This is a genomic window from Limimaricola cinnabarinus (genome assembly GCF_047631075.1).
Taxonomy (GTDB): Bacteria; Pseudomonadota; Alphaproteobacteria; order Rhodobacterales; family Rhodobacteraceae; genus Limimaricola; species Limimaricola cinnabarinus.
Window position 1 is genome coordinate 82,960 of sequence record NZ_JBLHYX010000009.1, and the last position, 16,746, is coordinate 99,705.

General features: G+C 67.3%; 18 protein-coding genes. 8 read left to right on the forward strand and 10 right to left on the reverse strand.

Going from position 1 to position 16,746, the window contains the following annotated elements:
- Positions 1 to 15: 15 nt before the first annotated feature.
- The 9 genes from ACJASC_RS09320 to coxB all read right to left on the reverse strand — a co-directional run bounded on the left by ACJASC_RS09320 (position 16) and on the right by coxB (position 7,674).
- Positions 16 to 600: a GNAT family N-acetyltransferase gene (locus ACJASC_RS09320; protein ID WP_415145435.1), complete on the reverse strand. Its 585-nt coding sequence runs from the start codon at positions 598 to 600 to the stop codon at positions 16 to 18.
- A complete protein-coding gene (locus ACJASC_RS09325) occupies positions 600 to 1,865 on the reverse strand; it encodes a M16 family metallopeptidase (RefSeq protein WP_415145437.1) in 1,266 nt (421 codons plus the stop codon). The genes ACJASC_RS09320 and ACJASC_RS09325 overlap by 1 nt, the downstream gene beginning before the upstream one ends.
- The gene (gene thrC / locus ACJASC_RS09330; protein WP_415145439.1) at positions 1,862 to 3,250 is read right to left on the reverse strand and encodes a threonine synthase; all 1,389 of its coding nucleotides are present in this window, start codon (positions 3,248 to 3,250) and stop codon (positions 1,862 to 1,864) included. Before thrC ends, ACJASC_RS09325 begins: the two co-directional genes overlap by 4 nt.
- A gap of 20 nt (positions 3,251 to 3,270) precedes the next feature.
- Positions 3,271 to 3,939, reverse strand: coding sequence for an SURF1 family protein (locus ACJASC_RS09335; RefSeq protein ID WP_415145441.1), 669 nt, complete (start codon positions 3,937 to 3,939; stop codon positions 3,271 to 3,273).
- Between the two features lie 92 nt (positions 3,940 to 4,031).
- Entirely contained in the window at positions 4,032 to 4,832 is an 801-nt protein-coding gene (locus ACJASC_RS09340) for a cytochrome c oxidase subunit 3 (RefSeq protein ID WP_021692717.1), read from the reverse strand.
- Between the two features lie 25 nt (positions 4,833 to 4,857).
- Positions 4,858 to 5,472: a cytochrome c oxidase assembly protein gene (locus tag ACJASC_RS09345; RefSeq protein ID WP_415145443.1), complete on the reverse strand. Its 615-nt coding sequence runs from the start codon at positions 5,470 to 5,472 to the stop codon at positions 4,858 to 4,860.
- Positions 5,469 to 5,672: a hypothetical protein gene (locus ACJASC_RS09350; protein WP_045319643.1), complete on the reverse strand. Its 204-nt coding sequence runs from the start codon at positions 5,670 to 5,672 to the stop codon at positions 5,469 to 5,471. The genes ACJASC_RS09345 and ACJASC_RS09350 overlap by 4 nt, the downstream gene beginning before the upstream one ends.
- A gap of 6 nt (positions 5,673 to 5,678) precedes the next feature.
- The gene (gene cyoE / locus ACJASC_RS09355; protein ID WP_415145445.1) at positions 5,679 to 6,647 is read right to left on the reverse strand and encodes a heme o synthase; all 969 of its coding nucleotides are present in this window, start codon (positions 6,645 to 6,647) and stop codon (positions 5,679 to 5,681) included.
- A 169-nt stretch (positions 6,648 to 6,816) separates the two neighbouring features.
- Positions 6,817 to 7,674 carry a cytochrome c oxidase subunit II gene (gene coxB, locus ACJASC_RS09360; RefSeq protein ID WP_415145447.1) on the reverse strand — a complete coding sequence of 286 codons (858 nt, stop codon included), beginning with the start codon at positions 7,672 to 7,674 and terminating at the stop codon, positions 6,817 to 6,819.
- 164 nt (positions 7,675 to 7,838) lie between these two features.
- Here coxB and tldD point away from each other — a divergent pair, with 164 nt between their 5' ends.
- The 6 genes from tldD (at position 7,839) to ACJASC_RS09390 (ending at position 15,040) form a co-directional block, all read left to right on the forward strand.
- Positions 7,839 to 9,272: a metalloprotease TldD gene (gene tldD, locus ACJASC_RS09365; RefSeq protein ID WP_415145449.1), complete on the forward strand. Its 1,434-nt coding sequence runs from the start codon at positions 7,839 to 7,841 to the stop codon at positions 9,270 to 9,272.
- Between the two features lie 95 nt (positions 9,273 to 9,367).
- Positions 9,368 to 10,513: a DNA-processing protein DprA gene (gene dprA / locus ACJASC_RS09370; RefSeq protein ID WP_021692711.1), complete on the forward strand. Its 1,146-nt coding sequence runs from the start codon at positions 9,368 to 9,370 to the stop codon at positions 10,511 to 10,513.
- Between the two features lie 102 nt (positions 10,514 to 10,615).
- Positions 10,616 to 13,336, forward strand: coding sequence for a type I DNA topoisomerase (topA, locus tag ACJASC_RS09375; protein ID WP_415145452.1), 2,721 nt, complete (start codon positions 10,616 to 10,618; stop codon positions 13,334 to 13,336).
- 105 nt (positions 13,337 to 13,441) lie between these two features.
- Entirely contained in the window at positions 13,442 to 14,137 is a 696-nt protein-coding gene (locus ACJASC_RS09380; protein ID WP_021692709.1) for a CoA transferase subunit A, read from the forward strand.
- Between the two features lie 2 nt (positions 14,138 to 14,139).
- The gene (locus ACJASC_RS09385) at positions 14,140 to 14,766 is read left to right on the forward strand and encodes a 3-oxoacid CoA-transferase subunit B (RefSeq protein WP_415145454.1); all 627 of its coding nucleotides are present in this window, start codon (positions 14,140 to 14,142) and stop codon (positions 14,764 to 14,766) included.
- A complete protein-coding gene (locus tag ACJASC_RS09390) occupies positions 14,759 to 15,040 on the forward strand; it encodes a GNAT family N-acetyltransferase (protein WP_021692707.1) in 282 nt (93 codons plus the stop codon). Before ACJASC_RS09385 ends, ACJASC_RS09390 begins: the two co-directional genes overlap by 8 nt.
- Positions 15,041 to 15,043: 3 nt before the next feature.
- Here the strand turns inward: ACJASC_RS09390 and ACJASC_RS09395 are convergent, their stop codons facing one another.
- Positions 15,044 to 15,883, reverse strand: coding sequence for a lytic transglycosylase domain-containing protein (locus ACJASC_RS09395; protein ID WP_415145457.1), 840 nt, complete (start codon positions 15,881 to 15,883; stop codon positions 15,044 to 15,046).
- 288 nt (positions 15,884 to 16,171) lie between these two features.
- On the opposite strand from ACJASC_RS09395, the gene ACJASC_RS09400 reads away from it, so the two are divergent.
- The gene (locus ACJASC_RS09400; protein ID WP_021692705.1) at positions 16,172 to 16,357 is read left to right on the forward strand and encodes a Flp family type IVb pilin; all 186 of its coding nucleotides are present in this window, start codon (positions 16,172 to 16,174) and stop codon (positions 16,355 to 16,357) included.
- A 173-nt stretch (positions 16,358 to 16,530) separates the two neighbouring features.
- A complete protein-coding gene (locus ACJASC_RS09405) occupies positions 16,531 to 16,728 on the forward strand; it encodes a hypothetical protein (RefSeq protein WP_045319642.1) in 198 nt (65 codons plus the stop codon).
- The last annotated feature ends 18 nt before the right edge of the window (positions 16,729 to 16,746 follow it).

The following is a 16,746-nucleotide window of genomic DNA, read 5'->3' on the forward strand; positions in this document are numbered from 1 at the left end:
GCCTCGTATCGGCGGTCAACCGGTCTCGGTGCGTCCGCGCCGGTCAGCCCGCAGGTTGGCGTAAAGCACGTGATTGCGCCAGCGCCCGTCGATCTGCAGGTAGCTTTGCGCCACGCCCTCGTACTTGTAGCCGCAGCGTTCCAGCAGCCGCCGCGACGGCGTGTTCTCCGGCAGGCAGCCCGCTTCGATGCGGCTCAACTCCATCGCGGTGAAGGCGTGGTGCACCACCGCCTGCACCGCTTCGCGCATGTAGCCCAGCCGCGCGAAGGGCGCACCGATCCAGTAGCCGGTGGTGCCCGCCTGCGCCGGACCGCGGCGGATGTTGTCGAGCGTGATCGCGCCCAAGAGCATGTCGTCTTCGCGACGGATCAGGAACAGCGGCAACGCGGTGTTCTGGCTGATCGACCGCTGCGCCCAGTAGACGCGATTGGTGAAGGCGCGCCGCGTCAGGTGATCGGGCGCCCATGTCGGCTCCCATCGGGTCAAAAAGGCCGCCGAATCCTGCCGCAGCGCCGCCCACGCGCGGAAATCGCCATGTACCGGCGGGCGCAGTGTCAGCCGTTCCGTCTCGATCTGGACCCGCCGACGCTGGCCGAGCATCAGGCGGCGAGCCTTTCCTTCAGCTCTTCGAGGTGCGGCGCGGTCTCGGCCGGACCGTAGAGCGCCAGCGCGCTGCCCGCGCCGCCCGCCGCATGGGCGGCAAAGTCGCGCACGGCCTCGACGGTGACGGCATCGATCTTCTCGACCGCCTCCTCGACGCCGGGCACCCGGCCCCAGATCGCCAGCATCCGTGCCAGACGCTCGGCCCGGTTCGACGGACTCTCCAGCCCCATCAGCATTCCGGCCTTCATCTGCGCGCGAGCGCGAGCGACCTCGGCTTCGGACATGTCATGCGCGGCGCGCTTCATCTCGTCCATGGTGATCCGCGCCAGATCGCCGATTTCCTCGGCCGAGGTGCCGGCATAGATCGTGGTCATGCCGGTGTCCTCATAGGCCCCGGCCTGCGCGAAGATCGTGTAGCACAGGCCGCGATCCTCGCGCACCTTCTGGAATAGCCGCGAAGACATGCCGCCGCCCAGGGCCGTGGCATAGATCTGCGCGGTGTAGATCGCGGGATCGCGGTAGTCCGGCCCTTCGAGCGCCATGGCGAAATGAACCTGCTCGAGCGGCTTGATGACCCGCTTTTCGCCGCCCATGAAGCGCGCGGGCGGCTGGATCGGCGCGGTGACGCGCGGCGCGAGCCCGCCGAACAGCCGCTCGGCTTCGCGCACGATCTCGTCGTGGTCCACGTCGCCCGCCGCCGACAGGATCAGCTGACCGGGGCCGTAATGCGAACGGGTGAAATCCGCCAGATCGGCGCGGCTGAAGGCCGAGACCCGCTCGGCGGGGCCGAGGATGGTGCGGCCCAAGGGCTGATTGGGATAGGCTTCTTCCTGAAGCCAGTCGAAGATGATGTCGTCGGGCGTGTCGAGCGCCTGACCGATCTCCTGCAGGATCACGCCCCGCTCGACCTCGATCTCCTCCTCCGAGAAAACCGGATTCAGTAGGATGTCCGAGATCACGTCGAGCGCGAGCCCCACGTCCTGACCCAGCACCCGCGCGTAATAGGCCGTCATCTCGCGCGAGGTGTAGGCGTTGATGTAGCCGCCCACATCCTCGATCGCCTCGGCGATGGCGAGCGCCGATCGCGTCTTGGTGCCCTTGAACGCCATGTGCTCAAGGAAATGCGCGATACCGTTCTGATCGGCGGTTTCGTGGCGGCCACCGGCCAGCACCCAGATGCCGATCGAGGCCGATTGCAGCCCCGGCATCCGCTCCGTGGCGATGCGGAAGCCGTTGGACAGGGTATGAAGCTGGACACTCACCGTGCGATCTTCTCCCGAATGACGGATTGCAGGGCGGCGAGATCGTTCTCGACCCGCGTCACCCGTTCCGGCCGGTCATACAGCCCCGCCATCCGGGTGGGAAGGGGCGGCCGGATCGTGGTGGCGGCCTCGACCGCGTCGGGGAACTTGGCCGGGTGCGCGGTGGCCAGCGTCACCATCGGGTTGTCGCCGATATGCGCCTCGGCCACATGAACGCCGACGGCGGAATGCGGGCACAGGAGCTCGCCAGTCTCGGCGTAGACGCGGCGGATCGTCTCGCGGGTTTCGTCCTCGGAGGCGCATCCCGAGGCGAAGCCGTCGCGCAACCGTCCGATGGCGCCTTGGCTCACCGCGAAACCGCCATCGCGCTTGAGCTCGTCCATCAGCTGGGCAACGGCGGCGCCATCGCGCCCATAGGCGTCCCACAGCGCGCGCTCGAAGTTCGAGGAGACCTGGATGTCCATCGAGGGGCTGATCGTGGGCGTCACGCCGGACTTGCGATGCTCGCCGCTCTGGATCGTGCGGTGCAGGATGTCGTTGCGGTTGGTGGCGATCACCAGCCGCCCGATCGACAGCCCCATACGACGCGCGATGTCGCCCGCGTAGATGTCGCCGAAATTGCCGGTCGGCACGGTGAAGTCCACCTCGCGGTGCGGCGCGCCGAGCGTGGTGGCGGCGGTAAAGTAATATACCACCTGCGCCAGCACCCGGCCCCAGTTGATCGAGTTCACGCCGGCGAGCCGCACCTCGTCGCGAAAGGCGAAGTCGTTGAACATGTCCTTGAGCGCAGCCTGGCAGTCGTCGAAATCGCCCGTCACCGCGAGGCTGTGCACGTTCTCCTCCGACGGCGTCGTCATCTGGCGGCGCTGCACCTCCGAGATCCGCTCATGCGGGAACAGGATCACCACGTCGACATTGGCCAGCCCTCGGAACGCCTCGATCGCCGCCGAGCCCGTGTCGCCGGAGGTCGCGCCGACGATGGTGATGCGCTCTCCCGAGCGCTCCAGCGAGGCCTGAAACAGCTGACCGATCAGCTGCATGGCGAAGTCCTTGAAGGCCAGCGTCGGCCCGTGGAACAGCTCAAGCAGGTGATGGTTCGCGCCGATCTGATTGAGCGGCGCGCGTGCCGGATGGGCAAAGCTCGCATAGGCCTTGGCGATCAGGCCTCGAAACTCGTCCTCGGTGAAGGCGTCGCCGATGAAGGGGCGCATCACGCGGAAGGCCACCTCCTCGTAGGGCTGGCCCGCCATCGCCGCGATCTGGGCGCGGTCGAACATCGGCACCGTCTCGGGGACGTAGAGGCCGCCGTCGCGGGCGAGCCCGGTGAGCATCGCCTCCTCGAAGGAGAGGCTCGGGGCCTGGCCCCGTGTGGAGACGTAGCGCATGGGTCGGTCCTTCGAAATCATCAGGGGGCGACGCGGCGGCCGCGCCACAGGAACAAGCCGGTCATGACGGCCAGAACGGCCGCCAGCGAAAACCAGGTGATCGCGTAGCCGAGGTGGTCGTTCGCCACGGCGGCGCTGTCAAGCGGCATGGGGGCCGTGCCCAGCTCGGGCGTGATCCGCCGGGCCACGATCATCAAGGGCGCGGTGCCGAGAGCGGCGGCCATCGGGGCCACGTCGCGGGCATACCAGATATTGACGGCCATGTCGGGGGCGGGGGTCCAGTCGTCGACCTCCTGCGGCCAGTGCAGGTTACCGGTGATCATCACGTCGGATGCGGCGCGCCCGATATCCTTGGCCCCCAGCGGCACGAAGCCCAGATCCACCATGACCCGCCGCTGCGCGGTATCGAGCACGCCAATGACGCGGTAGCCGGGCCCGTCGGCGGCGCTGAGCACATGAAGCTCTTCACCGGTCAGCTGCCCCTGCGCCACCACGGGCAGGTAGCGCTGCGCCTGCGGGTCGGCGGTGTCGAGCCCCGCGAGCGGCACGGGAGCGGCGAGGATGCGTGCGTCGAGATCCGCGAGGATCGCCGTTTTCCATGACAGTCGCTGAAGCTGCCAGACACCCAGACCGATCAGGATGACGCAGCCGACGAGGCCCATGAGCAGCGGGAGAAAGGTTCGGCGCATCGTGTCTCCGGAAACGGACAGGACGCGCGGGAGGGCCCGCGCGTCCGTATTCGGTGGGCTGAAGTGTGGTCGGACGCGCAGGCCCGTTCCGATCAGCTGCCCCAGACGTAGATCGCCATGAACAGGAACAGCCAGACCACGTCGACGAAGTGCCAGTACCATGCCGCCGCCTCGAAGCCCACGTGCTTCTCGGGGGTGAAGTCGCCGCGCTGCAGGCGGATCAGGCAGATCGCAAGGAAGATCGTGCCGATGATCACATGCGCGCCGTGAAAACCCGTCGCCATGAAGAACACGCCGCCATAGACGTTGCCGCCGAAGGTGAAGGGTGCCTCCCAGTACTCCAGCGCCTGAAAGGCGGTGAAGATCAGGCCGAGGCCGATCGCGATGGCGAGGCCGTTGCGCATGTCCTTGCGGTTATTGTCATGCACCAGCGCGTGGTGCGCCCAGGTCGCCGCCGCGCCCGAGCACAGCAGGATCAGCGTGTTGATCAGCGGCAGGTGCCACGGGTCGAAGGTCGTGATCCCCTCGGGCGGCCAGGTGCCGTCGACCATCGGGCTTTCGGGGCCCATGGGATAGAGCGCGTTCTTGAAGAACGCCCAGAACCACGCCACGAAGAACATGACCTCGGACATGATGAAGAAAATGAAGCCGTAGCGCAGGCCGATCCGCACCACCGGAGTGTGATCGCCGATGCGGCTTTCGCCGACGACGTCGGCCCACCAGCCATACATGGTGTAGAGCACCGCCGCGAGGCCGATCAGGAACAGCCAGGGGCCGGAGCCGTGCATCCAGGTGACCGCGCCGAACAGCATGGCAAAGGCGCCGACGGCGGCGATGAACGGCCAGATGGACGGGGCCAGGATGTGGTAGTCGTGGTTCTTCTCATGCGCCATTGCGTCGATCCCTCGGGCCTTTCGTTCAGTTCGTGTCTATCGCCTGAGCGGCGGTTCGTGTCAAAGACTCGTTGCCCGGCGCAAGTGCGGCCGTCTCCGTGTCCTGAGGCAAGTCGATCTCGTAGAAGGTATAGCTCAGCGTGATCTCGTGGACATACTTGGCCTCGCGATGCTCTACGATCGCCGGATCGACGAAGAAACTCACCGGCATCAGCACCGTCTCGCCGGGCTGCAGCACCTGCTCGGTGAAGCAGAAGCATTCGATCTTCTCAAAATAGCCGCCAGCGGCATAGGGGGCGACGTTGTAGGCCGCCTTCCCCGCCACCGGGCGGTCGGTCGGGTTGTGGGCCTCGTAGAAGGCCAGTCCCGTCTCACCGATCTTGAGCGTCATCTGGCGCTCGACCGGATTGAATTCCCAAGGCATGCCCCGCTCCAGCGAGGCGTCGAAGCGCACGGTGATGCTCTGGTCGAGCACGGTGTCGGAGGCGGTCTCGGCCACCGAGGTGGCACCGCCAAAGCCGGTAACCTGACAGAACCAGCTGTAGAAGGGCACCGCAGCCCAGGCCAGCGCCCCCATGACAACGACGACGCCCGCCGTCTGTAGCGCGGTGCGGCGCAGCTTGCGGTCCCGATCGGTCATTGCGCAGGCGCCTCCTGAGGCACCAACTGCGGCCGGGCGACATGGTCGAAGCGCTCCAGCTCGACGATCGAGCCCAAGCTCAGCGTCTTGACCACGGTGAGACCGAAGATCAGGGCGACAAAGCCCACGAGTAGCAGCCCGACGCCCCAGTTGCGGCCCCGCCTGCGGTGATGCAGTTCATGTTCGACACGCATGGACATGTCTCCTTATACCCCGACCAGCCCCGACAGGATCTGCCAGGAACCGCCCCAAGGACGTAGCGCCGCTTCGATCAGAAGCGCGCCGAAATGCAGGAAAAGATAGCCGAGCGAGATCTTGAAGACCCTCTTCTCGGCGGCATAGCCATCGGCCTCGGCCGCGGCTTCGTCGCGGTTGTAAAGCCGCCACGCACCGCCGAGGAACTGGATGTTCAGCGCCGCGGCGATGACGAGATAGATCGGCCCGCCGATCGAGGTGAACCCCAGACCCAGCGCCACCGGCACCAGAAGCACCGTATAGGCGAGGATGTGGCGGCGGGTGGAGCGACGGCCATGCGTCTCGGTCAGCATCGGCACGCCGGCATCGCCGTAGTCGGACTTCACGAACAGTGCCAGCGCCCAGAAATGTGGCGGCGTCCACATGAAGGTCAGCGCGAACATCAGCACGCTTTCGATAGCGATGTCGCCAGTGGCGGCAGCCCAGCCGATCATCGGAGGGAACGCGCCTGCGGCGCCGCCGATGACGATGTTCTGCGGCGTCGAACGCTTGAGCCACATCGTGTAGATCACGGCGTAGAAGAAGATGGTGAAGGCCAGAAGCCCGGCGGCGAGCGGCCCGGCGGCGAGGAACAGCACCACGACCGAAAAGCCCGAGAGCGCGAGGCCCAGCGCCAGCGCCTCGCCCGGCGTGGTCTTGCCCGCAGGGATCGGGCGCGACTTGGTGCGGCGCATCACCGCGTCGATATCGGCGTCCCACCACATGTTGAGCGCGCCCGAGGCCCCGCCGCCCACGGCGATGCACAGCACCGCCACGAAGCCGAGGAAGGGATGCACCGGCACCGGGGCCACCAAAAGGCCCACCAGTGCGGTGAAGACTACGAGGGACATCACGCGCGGCTTCAGCAGTGCGAAGTAATCGCCCAAGCCCGCTTCGGGGGCGCCGTTGTAGCTCACGTCGGTCATGCTGGCATCGGTCATGCGGGCTCCCGTCCGGCGGTCATCATCCGCCGTCGCTGGTGGCGCGGTCGCGGGGGTCTGCCCCGCCGTCGCGGTCGGGTTGTCCCGGCCGGTCGTCATGTCGTGTCGCGGCGCTGCCGCCGGGTCGGGCGGGCGCATCCGCGCCCGGCCCCGTCATGCGCGTCCCGGCTCAGGCCGGATACTCTTCCTTGGCGCCCGCGAGCCACTGCTCGTAGACCTCGGGGCTCACCACCTTGACGGTGATCGGCATGTAGGCATGGTCCTTCCCACATAGCTCGGAGCACTGGCCGAAATAGACGCCTTCCTGCTCGGCGGCGAACCACAGCTGGGCGATCCGGCCCGGCACCGCGTCCTGCTTCACGCCGAAGGCCGGGATGGTCCAGGAGTGGATCACGTCGGCGCCGGTCACGTCCATCACCACGGTGGCGCCCACCGGCACCACCACGGCGGTGTCGGTCGCCAGCTTGAACTCGTCGGCACCGTAACCGGCCTCGTTCAGCTCGGCCAGGATATCCTCATTGAGGTTGCCCATGCCCGCGCCGATCATGAAGCTTTCGAAGGCCACGTCCTCGTCGACATATTCATAACCCCAGTACCACTGGAAGCCGGTGACCTTGATGTGCACGTCGCCCTCGGGGATCTCCTGCTGGTCGAACAGCACCGGCAACGAGAAGGCCCCGATGAAGATCAGGATCACGATCGGCACGATGGTCCATGCGATCTCGAGCGGCGAGTTATGGGTGAACACCGCGGGCTTGGGGTTGGACTTGCGGTTGTAGCGCAGGATCACGAAGATCAGCAGGCCCGTGACGAAGAGCGTGATGGCGGTGATGATGACGAGCAGCATGCCGTCGAGCCAGTGGATGTCGCGCGCCAGCTTGGTGGCGGCGGGCTGCCAGCCCACGGCCCCGTCGACCGGACGACCGATGATCGGCAGTTCGGCGATCTGCTCCTGTGCCGAGACCATGCCCGCCATCAGGGTGGCTGTGGCGGTCCCGAGCACGGCGAGGGGCTTTGTGAGGTGCATGTCTCTACCTTGCGTGTGTGGCGTAAGTCGGCGCCCCGAGGCCCCCGCTTGGGCGGAATCCCCTGTCGTCCGCGGGTCTATTCCCATAAACTGCCGCGCAGAACAAGCTGTCGGGTTGCGGCAAACGGACGCCCACCGGCGGCGCGGCATCCAAGGAACATCGCATGTCCTCATTGCAGGCTGAGCCCGCTTTCGACCCTTTCGCAACCCATCTCGACCGCGCGGAGGCCCTGCGCCTGCTGCGCGAGGCGGTGGCGGGGGCCGATGACGGCGAACTCTTCATCGAGCGCCGCCGCTCGGAGGTTCTGGGCTTCGATGACGGTCGGCTGCGCCACGCCAATTTCGACGCCGCCGAAGGTTTCGGCCTGCGCGCGGTGCGCGGCGAGACCTCGGGCTACGCGCATTCCACCACCATCGACGAATACGCGCTCGGGCGCGCCGTCGCCACCACCCGGCTTGCCGTGGGCGATGGCGGCGGCACGCTGGCCGAGGCACCCGCGCGCACCAACCGCCATCTCTATACCGACGCCGACCCGATCGCCGGGGCCGCCTTCGGGGTGAAGGTCGATCTTTTGCGCGAGATCGACGCCTTCGCCCGCGCGCTCGACCCGAAGGTGGTGCAGGTCACCGCGAGCCTCGCGGCCTCGCATCAGGAGGTGGCGATCCTGCGGCCCGAGGACGCGCTTTACACCGACATCCGCCCGATGGCGCGCATCTCCATCGGCGTGATCGTCGAACGGAACGGGCGACGCGAGAGCGGCAACATGGGGGGCGGCGGCCGCTTCGGCCTCGACGGGCTGATGGCACGCGACCATTGGGAGCCGGTGGTCCGCGAGGCGCTGCGCATCGCTCTGGTCAACCTGGACGCCGAGGCCGCGCCGGCAGGCGTCATGGGCGTGGTGCTCGGACCGGGCTGGCCCGGCATCCTGTTGCACGAGGCGATCGGCCACGGGCTCGAAGGCGACTTCAACCGCAAGGGCTCTTCGGCGTTCGCCGGTCTGATGGGCAGCCAGATCGCGGCCCCCGGCGTCACCGTGCTCGACGACGGCACCCTGCCCGACCGGCGCGGCTCGCTCACCTTCGACGATGAGGGCACGCCCTCGAATCGCACGACGCTGATCGAGGATGGCAGGCTGGTCGGCTACATGCAGGACCGGCAGAACGCGCGGCTGATGGGTGTGGCGCCCACCGGCAACGGTCGGCGCGAGAGCTTTGCCCACACGCCGATACCGCGCATGACCAACACCTACATGCTCGCGGGCAAGGACGATCCGGCGGGAATGGTGGCGGATCTCAAGGATGGGATCTGGGCCGTGGGCTTCGGCGGCGGGCAGGTCGACATCACGTCGGGCAAGTTCGTCTTCTCCTGCACCGAGGCCTACCGCGTGAAGAACGGCAAGATCGGCGCACCGGTCAAGGGTGCTACGCTGATCGGCGACGGGGCGACCGCACTCAAGCAGATCCGCGCCATCGGCAACGATCTGGCGCTCGATCCGGGCATCGGCAACTGCGGCAAGAACGGCCAATGGGTACCGGTGGGCGTGGGCCAGCCCTCGCTGACGATCGGCGGGCTGACGGTCGGCGGATCAGGGAGCTAGGCTTCCCGGCCTCGGGCCGTCCTCGATGTTCGCTTTGGTTTACGCGCTGTTAACCAAAGCGACCTAGACCTGAGCCTGCAACAGGCGAGGCGCGGATGGCCCAGAACCCGACTTCTTCCGCTCACCCCCCACTCCCACCCACAACGGAAGAGGACACGCTGTCCCGCCTGCGCCTGTTGCGCTCGCGCCGTGTCGGCATCGCCACCTACTGGCGGCTGCTGGCCGAACACGGCTCGGCCCGCGCGGCGCTCGACGTGCTGCCCGATGTCGCGCGGACCGCTGGGATCGAGGATTACGCCGCCTGCACCCCGCAGGCCGCGCGCGCCGAGATGGCCGCGGCCGAGGCCGCAGGCGCGCGGCTGCTCGTCCATGGCGATCCGCTCTATCCCGCCGATCTCGCCGCCCTGTCCGACGCGCCGCCGCTGCTTTGGCTTCGGGGCCGCGCGGCCCTGTTGCGGCGACCGATGCTGGCCATGGTCGGCGCGCGCAACGCCTCTTCGCTGGGACGGCGCATGGCGCGCCGGCTGGCGGCGGATCTGTCGGAGGCGGGTTGGGTCGTGGTTTCGGGGCTGGCGCGCGGCATCGACGCGCAGGCGCATGAGGCCGCGCTCGGTGGCGGCACCATCGCCGTGACGGCGGGCGGGGTCGACGTCACCTACCCGCCCGAGAATTCCGATCTGACGACCCGCATCGGCCGCGAGGGGCTGATCCTGTCGGAGCAGCCGCTGGGGCTCGCGCCGCAGGGCCGCCATTTCCCGGCGCGCAACCGCATCGTCGCGGGGCTGTCGCGGGCGGTGGTGGTGGTCGAGGCCGCAACGCGCTCGGGCAGCCTCATCACCGCTCGCGCGGCGCTGGAGGCGGGGCGCGAGGTGCTGGCGGTGCCCGGTCATCCCTTCGATGCCCGCGCCGGTGGCTGCAACCTGCTGATCCGTGACGGGGCCACCTTGGTGCGCGGCGCGCAGGACGTGCTCGACCTCGTGGGGCCCATCCTGTCACCGGAGCCCCCGGCGGCCCCGCCCCGTCGCGTCGAAATGTCCACCGCTCCCAACGACGATCTCCCTGCTCGCATCTTGGAGCGGCTCTGCGCCGCGCCACTGGCCGAGGATCAGTTGTTGCGTGATCTCGGCCTTCCTGCGGCGCAAGTGTTGCAGGCGCTGGTAGAGCTGGAGCTTTCGGGTCAGGTTGGCCGACAACCCGGCGGGCTGCTGGTGCGGCACGATCTCGAACGGACGGAGGGCTGAGGGCCCCGGGACGGCAGTGGGATCAGGGCGCATTGACAATGCGGCGAGGCCCGCCACATGTTGCCCGCCCAAAGCGTCCCTCCCCTGACCCGAGGATTCCCCATGCCCGTCGTCGTCGTCGAATCTCCGGCCAAGGCCAAGACGATCAACACTTATCTCGGGTCGGACTACACCGTCCTCGCCTCCTATGGGCATGTCCGCGACCTGCCGGCCAAGGACGGATCGGTCGACACCGATAATGATTTCGACATGCGCTGGGAGGTCGGCGCCGACAGCCGCAAGCACGTGAAGGCCATCGCCGACGCGCTCAAATCCGACCCCAACCTCATTCTCGCCACCGACCCCGATCGCGAGGGCGAGGCGATCTCGTGGCACCTGCAGGAGGCGCTGACCGCGCGCAAGGTGCTCAAGAAGGACACGCCGGTCAGCCGCGTCGTCTTCAACGCGATCACCAAAGCGGCAGTGACCGAGGCGATGAAGAACCCGCGAGAGGTCGACGCGCCCTTGGTGCACGCCTATCTGGCGCGGCGGGCGCTCGACTACCTCGTGGGCTTCAACCTGAGCCCGGTGCTGTGGCGCAAGCTGCCCGGCGCGAAATCGGCGGGGCGCGTGCAATCGGTCTGCCTGCGCCTCATCGTCGAGCGCGAAATGGAGATCGAGGCGTTCAACCCCCGCGAATACTGGAGCGTCAAGGCGCAGCTCGTCACGCCCCGAGGCCAGGAATACGAGGCGCGGCTTACCCTGCTGGCGGGCAAGAAGCTCGACCGCTTCGACATCGCCGACCGGACGCAGGCCGAGATGGCGGTGCAGGCCGTGGCCTCGCGCGATCTCACCGTGGCTTCGGTCGAGGCGAAGCCTGCCTCCCGCAACCCCTCGGCCCCCTTCATGACCTCCACGTTGCAGCAGGAGGCGAGCCGCAAGTTCGGCATGGGTGCGCGGGCGACGATGTCGGCGGCGCAACGGCTCTACGAGGCGGGCCATATCACCTATATGCGGACCGATGGCATCGACATGGCCCCCGAAGCGGTGATGGCCGCGCGCGACGAGATCAAGTCGCGCTATGGCGAGGCCTATGTCCCCAAAAGCCCTCGCATGTACAAGAACAAGGCCAAGAACGCGCAGGAAGCCCACGAGTGCATCCGGCCCACCGACATGTCGCGCGACGCCTCCAAGCTGGCGCGGTTGGAGCCCGAGCAACGCAAGCTCTACGACCTGATCTGGAAGCGCACGCTTGCCTGCCAGATGGAAGCCGCGCGGATGGAGCGCACCACCGTCGACATCGGCAGCCGCGACGAGCAGGTGATGCTGCGCGCCACCGGGCAGGTCGTGCTCTTCGACGGTTTCCTCAAGGTCTATGAAGAGGGCCGCGACGACGTCGAGAGCGATGACGACCGCCGCCTGCCGCAGATCCATCAGGGTGAGGCCGCGAAATTCGCGTCGGGCACGCTGAAGAGCGCCTTCGCCAAGGCGACCGAGGAGAACAAGGACGCCGCCGTGCTCGGTGGCCCCGGCGCCGTGCTGGCGCTGCAGCACCACACCCAGCCGCCGCCGCGCTACACCGAGGCGACGCTGGTCAAGCGGATGGAAGAGCTCGGCATCGGCCGCCCTTCGACCTATGCCAGCGTCATCGGCACGATCCAGGACCGCGACTATGTCACCAAGGACAAGAACCGGTTGATTCCGCAGGACAAGGGCCGGATCGTCACGATCTTCCTGCTCAACTTCTTTAAACGCTACGTCGAATACGATTTCACCGCCGAACTCGAAGAACAGCTCGACGACGTCTCGGCCGGCAAGGCTGATTACAAGGAGCTGCTGGCACGGTTCTGGCGTGATTTCTCGGCCGCGATCGCCGAAACTTCGGAGCTTCGGATCACCGAGGTACTCGACGTGCTCGACGAAGCATTGGCGCCGCAGCTCTACCCGCCGCGCGAGGATGGCACCGATCCGCGTCAGTGTCCGCAATGCGGCACCGGCCAGCTGCACCTCAAGACCTCGCGCACGGGGGGCTTCGTCGGCTGCGGCAACTATCCCGAATGCCGCTATACTCGGCCCATCGGCGGCGACGGTGCCGACACCGGTGCCGACCGGGTGTTGGGCGAGGATGGCGGCGACGATATCTGGCTCAAGACCGGGCGCTTCGGCCCCTATGTCCAGCGCGGCGAGCCGACCGAAGACACGCCCAAGCCGCCGCGTGCCTCGCTGCCCAAGGGCTGGCAGGCGGATGCGATGGATCTCGACAAGGCGCTGACGCTCCTGTCGCTGCCGCGCCTCGTCGGCCATCACCCCGAAGATGGCGAGCCGGTCGAGGCCGGGCTTGGCCGCTTCGGCCCCTTCGTCAAGCACGGCAAGCTTTACGCCAACCTCAAGGAGGTGGACGAAGTCTTTGAGATCGGCATGAACCGGGCCGTCGAGGTGCTGGCGCAGAAAGCTGCCGGGCGCGCCGGTCGCGGCGCCGCCGCCAAGGCGCTCAAGGAGCTGGGAGAGCATCCTTCGGGTGGCGCCCTCTCCGTGATGCCGGGGCGATACGGGCCATATGTGAAGTGGGAAAAGGTCAACGCGACCCTGCCCAAGGACGTGGAGCCTGAGGCGCTGACCCTCGAACAGGCGATCGCTCTGGTGGACGAGAAGGCCGCGAAGGGCGGCAAGAAGAAGGCCCCGGCCAAGAAGACGGCGGCGAAGAAACCCGCCGCCAAGAAGGCCACGGCCAGCAAGACCACCGCAGCTAAGAAACCTGCGACGAAATCGGCGGCGGCCAAGAAGACCACCGCGAAAAAAGCGCCCGCGAAAAAACCCGAGGCCTCAGACGAGGCGGCCGAGTAGGCTCCGACCGGGCGGGATGCCGCGCCGCCCGCTGCAGCGCGGCATCCGCATTGACTTCGCGCCCGCCCGGCGCAACTCTCGCCCCGTGACAACAGGGGGAGACGCATGAAAAAAATCTATCCGGACGCGGCCGCGGCACTCGATGGGCTCTTGTCCGACGGGATGCTGATCGCCGCCGGGGGCTTTGGCCTCTGCGGCATTCCAGAGCTGTTGATCGCCGCCATCCGCGACGCGGGCACGAAGGACCTCACCTTCGCGTCGAACAATGCGGGCGTCGACGATTTCGGCCTCGGTCTGCTGCTGCAGACCCGGCAGGTGAAGAAGATGATCTCTTCCTATGTCGGCGAGAACGCCGAGTTCATGCGCCAGTACCTGTCGGGCGAACTGGAGCTGGAGTTCACGCCACAGGGCACGCTGGCCGAGCGGATGCGCGCGGGCGGCTCGGGCATCCCGGGCTTTTACACCAAGACCGGCGTCGGCACGAAGGTGGCCGAGGGCAAGGAGGAGAAGGTCTTCGACGGAGAGACCTACATCCTCGAGCGCGGCATCGTCGCCGACCTGTCGATTGTCAAGGCGTGGAAGGCCGACGAAACCGGCAATCTCGTGTTCCGCAAGACCGCTCGCAACTTCAACCCGCCCGCCGCGATGGCCGGGCGCGTCTGCGTGGCCGAGGTCGAGGAAATCGTGCCTGCCGGATCGCTCGACCCCGATCACATCCACCTGCCCGGCATCTACGTGCACCGTCTGATCCAGGGCGAGCACGAAAAGCGCATCGAACAGCGCACCCTGAGGGAGGCTTGATCATGGGCTGGGATCGCAAGCAGATGGCGGCACGCGCCGCGCAGGAACTCGAGGACGGCACCTATGTTAACCTCGGGATCGGCATTCCGACGCTCGTGCCGAACTACATCCCCGAAGGCATCCATGTGACGCTCCAATCCGAGAACGGCATGCTTGGCATGGGCCCCTTCCCGACCGAGGACGAGATCGATCCCGATCTCATCAACGCTGGCAAGCAGACCATCACCGAGCTGCCCCACACCGCCTATTTCGACAGCGCGACCTCCTTTGGCATGATCCGTGGCGGCAAGATCGCCATGGCGATCCTCGGCGCCATGGAGGTGGCCGAGAACGGCGATCTGGCGAACTGGATGATCCCCGGCAAGCTGGTGAAGGGCATGGGCGGCGCGATGGACCTCGTCGCCGGCGTCGGCCGCGTCGTGGTGGTGATGGACCACACCTCCAAGCATGGCGAAAGCAAGCTTCTGAAAGAATGTTCGCTGCCGCTTACCGGCAAGGCGGTGGTGGACCGGATCATCACCGGCATGGGGGTGCTCGACGTGGTCGAGGGCGGGCTCAGAATTGTCGAATGCGCGCCGGGCGTCACCGAAGACGAGATCCGCGCAGCCACGGAGGCGACCATTGTCTGAGGTAACGCGAGAGGGCGGCCCCGAGAGGGGTCGCTATGTCCTCGATCTCGAAGATGGCTCCGAAGCCGAACTTACATGGGTGGCCCGCGGCGAGACGCGCTTGGCCACCCATACCGGCGTGCCGCGCAAGCATGAGGGGCGCGGTCATGCGAGCACCCTCGTCGCGGCGATGGTCGAGGATGCGAGGGCGGAAGGGTTCCGCATCGTGCCGGCCTGCTCCTATGTCGCAGTCTGGGCGCGGCGGCACCCTGAGGCGGCGCAGCACTTCGCCTGAGACCTAAAGGCGGTTCACCGAAAAGACGCAGCCGTCGCTCACCAGCACCGGCGGCGTCAGGCAAAGCCCCCGCGCCACGGTCCAGGCGGCCAGCACCTTGGGCACGTAGGCGCGGGTTTCGGCATAGGGCGGCACGCCCGCATTGTCGCGCACCGATCCTTCGCCCGCGTTGTAGCCCGCGAGCACGAGGATCGGGTCGCGGTCGAAATGTCCCATCAACCAGTCGAGATAGGCGATGCCGCCGCGGATGTTCTCGGTGGCGACGCGGCTGTCGGTGACCCCGAAGCGCGCCGCCGTGGCGGGCATGAGCTGCATCAGCCCCTGCGCGCCGGCCGAACTGACCGCGTCGGCGCGCCCCGCGCTCTCCACCGCGATCACCGACAGCGCCAGCGCCGGGGACACCTTGGTGCCGATGGTCATGCGCATGATGTCGGCGCCGTGCAGGCGTGCGATCTCCTGCAGATGTTGCAACCGCGGTGTCGCGGCGGCCCCGGCCGGAGCGTCGCGCAAGGCCGCCAGCGCCTGTTCGAGCCGCCCCGGCCCGCTCTCGGACAGGCGGGGCGAAACGGCGGTCCAGAACCACTCGGCTGCGGGCCGTCCCACGGGGGCGGGGGATGCCCCCGCCGCGCCCGTGCCACCCTGTCCGGCCGAGGGGGGCGCTGCGGGCTTGAAAGGGGTCACGGGGGCGATCTGCACGGTGATCCGTCGGGCACCCGTCTTGGGGACGGCGATCCGGCGATAGGTGAAGTCGGTGCCGATCCTTTCTGCCGCCACAGGCCCCACCGCCCCGAGCAACAGCCCCGCCGCGAGGGCGATCGGTCCGTACAGTTTCGCAGGCGTCATCGGCCAGCCCCACAGTTGCCGCGATTCTCCTGCGCACCCTATCGACCCGCATCGCGCAACGATGCCCCCGTCGATCACTGTGTTGGCGCCTGAGGAGAAACCGACACGCCCCATGCGTGTCGGTTGACGGCAAAGCGCGCGAAAAACGCGCGAGTGCAAACAAACTCCCGCCCCAATCGACAGCGCATATAGGGACATCCAACGCGGTGATCGCAACCGGACAAATCCCGGCCGAAACAGCCCGCACGGGTAGAGAACGTTCATCATTGCCCCGAGGAGGGTTACAACATGCTCAACTTCTTCAAGACTTTCGCCAAGGATGAAGACGGTGCGGTCACCGTGGACTGGGTCGTGCTCACTGCCGCCATCGTCGGCCTCGGCGTGGTGATTCTCGGTCAGGTGACCGGCGGCGCCAAGACCCTTGCCGATGGCATCGGCACCAACCTGACCAGTCAAGTTGGCAAGACCTACTGAGTCGCTTCTGATGCCAGTCGCCAAATGGGCCGCACCCCGGGTGCGGCCCATTTTTCTGGTGGATGCAGACAGCCCCGCTTAGGGCCAGATATGCCCATCGCCGTGCCACAATCATCCGTCAATCCTGACAATGAAGTTCAGCAGAGCCCCAGCGATCTAGACAGGAAGTTGGCATGACGAATTCAATAATCGCCCTTTGGCAGCAAGATGACGGTGCCGTGACCATCGACTGGGTCGTGCTGACGGCCGCCCTAGTGGGGTTGTCGATTTCCGTCGTTGCGGTTTTCGCGTCGGCCTCGAAATCGCCCGAGGGGAATTACAACACCAACCTGAGCAGCGCGCAGAGCTTCGTCGACGACCTCGATCAATGACAAGCCCCGACCCGAGAG